A 4,650-nucleotide genomic window follows, 5' to 3' on the forward strand; every position below is an offset into this window, starting at 1 on the left:
CCGAGGTTTTTAGGATGCTCCAGGCTTTTTATCAACAATTGCATTTGGATAAAAACCTCGGTTTGGGAGAAGCCGCAATAAGGAATGGGATTACCGCGCTAGATAGTGATGATGGCTGGATGTCTGTTCCAGTTAGTATTGGCGGTAAAGTTAGAAATATAATTATTCAATGGGGGACATGGAGGAGTGGCACAACCGCAGACAATTATAAATGTAACATTACTTTTCCCATTCCGTTTCCGGTTAAGTGCGCTTGTGTAACAACCAGCACAGGTGTCTCAACCCCTGATTATGAATTCTCAAGTGCTTATCGTTCACTTAGACAACAAGTCTCTATTGGTTCACCTGGTCGCACAGGTGCCGATGCACATTTCTTTATTGAATCTGGTGATGTTGGTCATTCCAGGTGCTTTTCTTGGTTGGCAATAGGATTTTGAATCGATGCTTGATTTTATTTATAGAGGAATCGATAAAGAGGCTATCTGGTTGAGTTACTTAATATCGAAATCTAACTGCGATGTTGGTGATGACGATCCTTTCATTAGGGTACTGGGTAAGTGTTTTATTTAACGATGTAGTTAAAAAAGGGAATGGGTTCGTGACTCATACTAATAAGGCTATAAAACACAAGGTTTTTATTTTAACTAAAAAAATATAATTTAGTTGGTGGTGAGAGTTTTTAAATAAATATAATATTGCATATTTGCCCTTAAAATGAATGAAGAGGTGGTTAGACTTTCTAAATGTGGTCAGTTGATATTGATGTATTTAAAATATGCTGATGTTATTACCTTTTCTAAAGTTGAATAATCATAGCTTCTTACATGCCGTTCAACCAACATTAAAAGCCGTAAGCAATTTTACGGCTTTTTCATAAATTACAGTTAAACTGTACCGGCTTCATGGCTCAAGATTTCGCTGAAAAATATCTTTTAGATTTACCTTATAAACTGCTTTGAAGAGTTTTATTCACATTAGTTAATAATATCTTGTAAGTATGATTTTTAATCGCGTAAAGTAATTGGGCTTGCCAAACCCGAGTGACATTATCAACCTCATTAATACGGGCATTCATCTTTGCAGAAAAGTCCGGGTCGCCCATTAGTGAACCAGACTCCCTGGCAGTCAGCAACTCCGCAATTTGGTTAGTTAAATACAATGGTGTGATATTTAGCACTGCTACTTATTCTCTGATGGCGAAGCGTTTCCCAAAAATTGAATTACTATTTTATATAGAAGGCTGTTCTATGATGAAATCATAATCGAAACCTCCATGATAGAAAATAGTCAGATTTTTAATAAGATCAACACTCAGGAAAATTGATTGGCGAGATGATTAGTCATGAAAAAAAGATAACCAACTAGATTGGACACAGCAGAACAGGCATAAAGTTCATTACTGGTCAGTGCAATACTAATGATTATTTTCTGGTAGTCTGAACTTCAGTCAGGCATCATTAGTGATAAAGATAAGGCCAGCCTGATCGATTGGCTGACCTATATCAGGGGATTAAAAGAAGTTAAAACTACTAACGTACCAGATATCACATGGCCTGTGCCATCGGAGGTGTCGGCCAACTAATCTCAGGGGCTGTGGAAACATCCACGACCTTCACAGCAGATTTATATGCCATCCATGCTGAAAGCTTTGCTTTATCAGTATCGCTAATCTCTCCAAGCAACAATTCAATTCGCCAGTCAGATATCATTATTTCAACTTCACTCAAAAGTTCTCGACGAAATTTCTCAGCACTTGCTATATCTGCTTCGTGTTGGGCCACCAGATCCAAAATCCAGTTATCCCCGTCCCATTTATCATATTGTGAGCCTGGCTTTTTGGGCGTGGTACTTATTAGATAATCTCCCAAATTTTTTATAATAAATGGTTTTCCGTTTGTAATATCATAAACGGTTTCACCCCGATGATCGCTAACGTACTCCCAGGATAAAAGATCTTCAGTCCTGCAAACTGCCATTCCATCCTTATTTTTTAAAGGCGCATCGATACATGAATTGGCAGGAATGCCAACACCTAAAGCCAGACTTTCAATGCCGGATGAAAGGTATTCACGTGAGATCTCATCAAAATTATAAACTCTGACGTCCCCAGCCTTAACGGCTATAAAGTTTTTATCTAATTCAGCCTGGTTCATTATGCAGCCCTTACAATATAATTAAATGCGATATTCCTAGGGCGCATGGTTATCCATACAGAACCCTCTTTATTGTAAACTGTATTACTAGCGCCTCCACTAACGCCATTATCCTGAGCAACACTGTTTGTAAGATCTGAATTATTGGGTGCCCGATAAATACCGCCTGGCGATGCTACTGACTTAGTTACAAAGTCGGCCCCAGAATAGGCCATACCGATATAAACGCCACTACTGTCAACATCACTACCGTTATAATCCATCATGGCTGTACGAAGATAAGTCGGAATCTGGGCTGCTAATAACTCACGGTTAGAATCGACTCCCCGCCCATCATCCCATCCACGAATAAACTCCCCACGTAAATCCGGTAATTTTAGTGATGGATAGGCCTTTGCCAGAAGCGGGTACTGAGCAGAGGTGATAGCTGCACCATTACATTTTAACCAGCCCACTGGCGGGTTCGCTGACGGCCAGGGAACAGGCACTCCAACCGGCAAAGCGGAGCCTTCTCCCAAACTGAGGTTTTTATCCAAATGCAATTGTTGATAAAAAGCCTGGAGCATCCTAAAAACCTCGGTTTAAATGAAATGCTTTTGGGACGATTGTTGAAAGTAAATCTTTTCAGCCAAAGTACGACTTACGTTAAGCCGGCTGCTCGATTGCTAAAAATAATCGTTACGGGCGGAGGTGGAGGTGGTGGTGGTACTGTCGCTGTTGGAACAAATCAGGGGGCTGTGGGTTCAGGTGGTGGCGCTGGCGGTACCGCAATCTCCTGGTATTCAGTTGATGAGCTCGAATTTCCCATATTGATAACGGTTGGCAGAGGCGGTTCAGGCGGAGTAGGAAGTAATGAGCCGCAATCAGGACAAAGCAGTAGTTTTGGACGATATCTTTCCGCATCAAGCGGTGCCAGAGCTGCGAGCGGAACTGCATTTAACTATGGAGAGAATCGCCTGCTTTCAAATGGTGGAGGTGGACAGGGTTATGGCGGTAATCATATGAACGTTAAAGGCTCTGCAGGAACCCCTGCTATAACCTTAAGCTCGGGCTATGAGAGTGGAGGCGGCGGCGCATCGTATTTTTGTGCGGGCGGGAATCCCATCGCTGCCGGCTCAGCTTTTTCCGGTGATCCAGGCGCATTAGGTTCAGGAGGAGGCGGAGGATTTTCCGTAAGTAATTCATCTGCTCAGACTGGTGGGAATGGAGGCGATGGATTGATTATCATTGAGGAATATGCATGAAAACGTATGCAAGAATTGAAAAAAATATAGTTAAAGAGCTATTTTCCACTGAGGGAAAAATCACAAAGCTTTTCCATCCCGATATGCAGTGGGTTGATATTACATCAAGCGGGGTGAAAATAGCTGAAGGCTGGAATTATATAAATAACACATTCATTCCGGGGAAAAAGATTAACATCATATAATTAAAAACCCGCATATGCGGGTTTTTTTGAAAGCCAAACACTACTAATCGCTTAAAAAATTCATTAACAAAAAATCATGAAGCCGTAGGTAAACTCAACATTTACAGTAAATCAGCTTAAGGGAAATAGGCCTAGAGTTCTAACTCATTGTTAAAAAAGAACTTTAACTAATAAATTATTTTTTCCTTCGCTAATGAATAGATCATGCTGAACTCTTTGTCTTGATAAAATAAACCATCAGCTTTATTTAAAAACATACCTGGCTGGCAAAAAACACCACTTTCAATTTTCACCATGGTGAAGCCGGATATGTCAAATTCATTGTCCCTGATAATAATATTTTCGACATAATTACTACCTGTTTGAATAAGTGCGAAATTAGCCATCTGTTACCACTCCACTATGAGGAAACCGGGCTGACCTACAGCACCGTTACCATTAATGCCAGTAGATCCACCTGCGCCGCCAGCACCAAAACCATCTCCAACGTAACCGTTTTGGCCTCCAGCACTACCTGCGGAAGATGAGCGAACGGAGCCACCGCCTCCACCGAATGGACATGATGCGCCTGCGCCGCCGCAACCTGTTCCAATCGTCGAGCCCGTTGTTCCTGCTCCATCATTTCCAGTGCTTCCACGAGGATATCCTCCCCCGCCAGCCCCACCATACTGCGCTGAACCACCACCACCAGGGTCTCCACCCTGACCGGCGATGAGGGTCAAATAATTGCCAAAAACAGTATTGCCACCAACTCCTCCAGCTTTGCCATCGGAGTTTACTGACGTGGTTCCACCGGCACCACCAGCCCCGATGACTACATCGATCATTTCTCCAGGCTTAACTGTTATGGCGCGCTTAATAACTGACTGTCCACCGCCACCGCCACCGCCGCCACCGCCAAATTCACTGGTGTTTGTACGGCAACCGCCACCGCCACCGCCGCCTCCAGCAGCACATCCGGATAAGTAGACAGTGCTTACGCCATCCGGGACCTGGAACTTGCCGCTACTGATGAATTGTTTAACGCCTCTAGAACGCGAAATCTCATTTTGGACTGCTTCTACAAAA

At 42.8% G+C, this 4,650-nt stretch carries 8 protein-coding genes; 4 read left to right on the forward strand and 4 right to left on the reverse strand.

What is annotated here, in order from left to right; all coding sequences use genetic code 11:
* Nucleotides 1-14: 14 nt before the first annotated feature.
* Entirely contained in the window at nt 15-437 is a 423-nt protein-coding gene (locus A6A26_RS25350; RefSeq protein ID WP_156506639.1) for a gp53-like domain-containing protein, read from the forward strand.
* Between the two features lie 1,055 nt (nt 438-1,492).
* Entirely contained in the window at nt 1,493-1,582 is a 90-nt protein-coding gene (locus tag A6A26_RS25935) for a hypothetical protein (RefSeq protein ID WP_253851869.1), read from the forward strand.
* On the opposite strand, the gene A6A26_RS02200 is transcribed toward A6A26_RS25935, so the two are convergent.
* The gene (locus A6A26_RS02200) at nt 1,545-2,153 is read right to left on the reverse strand and encodes a tail fiber assembly protein (protein ID WP_063877286.1); all 609 of its coding nucleotides are present in this window, start codon (nt 2,151-2,153) and stop codon (nt 1,545-1,547) included. The two genes, A6A26_RS25935 and A6A26_RS02200, sit on opposite strands and share 38 nt — an antisense overlap.
* A complete protein-coding gene (locus A6A26_RS02205; protein WP_082875141.1) occupies nt 2,153-2,719 on the reverse strand; it encodes a phage tail protein in 567 nt (188 codons plus the stop codon). The genes A6A26_RS02200 and A6A26_RS02205 overlap by 1 nt, the downstream gene beginning before the upstream one ends.
* On the opposite strand from A6A26_RS02205, the gene A6A26_RS25355 reads away from it, so the two are divergent.
* Together A6A26_RS25355 and A6A26_RS02210 are read left to right on the forward strand one after the other, a co-directional pair.
* Entirely contained in the window at nt 2,690-3,397 is a 708-nt protein-coding gene (locus tag A6A26_RS25355; protein ID WP_145394953.1) for a glycine-rich domain-containing protein, read from the forward strand. The two genes, A6A26_RS02205 and A6A26_RS25355, sit on opposite strands and share 30 nt — an antisense overlap.
* On the forward strand, nt 3,394-3,582 hold the full coding sequence (locus A6A26_RS02210; RefSeq protein ID WP_063877287.1) for a hypothetical protein: 189 nt from the start codon (nt 3,394-3,396) through the stop codon (nt 3,580-3,582). The genes A6A26_RS25355 and A6A26_RS02210 overlap by 4 nt, the downstream gene beginning before the upstream one ends.
* Before the next feature lie 167 nt (nt 3,583-3,749).
* Here the strand turns inward: A6A26_RS02210 and A6A26_RS02215 are convergent, their stop codons facing one another.
* Together A6A26_RS02215 and A6A26_RS02220 are read right to left on the reverse strand one after the other, a co-directional pair.
* The gene (locus A6A26_RS02215; protein WP_063877288.1) at nt 3,750-3,968 is read right to left on the reverse strand and encodes a hypothetical protein; all 219 of its coding nucleotides are present in this window, start codon (nt 3,966-3,968) and stop codon (nt 3,750-3,752) included.
* A 35-nt stretch (nt 3,969-4,003) separates the two neighbouring features.
* Complete coding sequence (locus A6A26_RS02220) at nt 4,004-4,270, reverse strand: hypothetical protein (RefSeq protein WP_063877289.1); 267 nt, start codon at nt 4,268-4,270, stop codon at nt 4,004-4,006.
* Between the last annotated feature and the right edge of the window lie 380 nt (nt 4,271-4,650).

This window comes from Pantoea sp. OXWO6B1, from assembly GCF_001641135.1.
Classification (GTDB): Bacteria; Pseudomonadota; Gammaproteobacteria; order Enterobacterales; family Enterobacteriaceae; genus Pantoea; species Pantoea allii.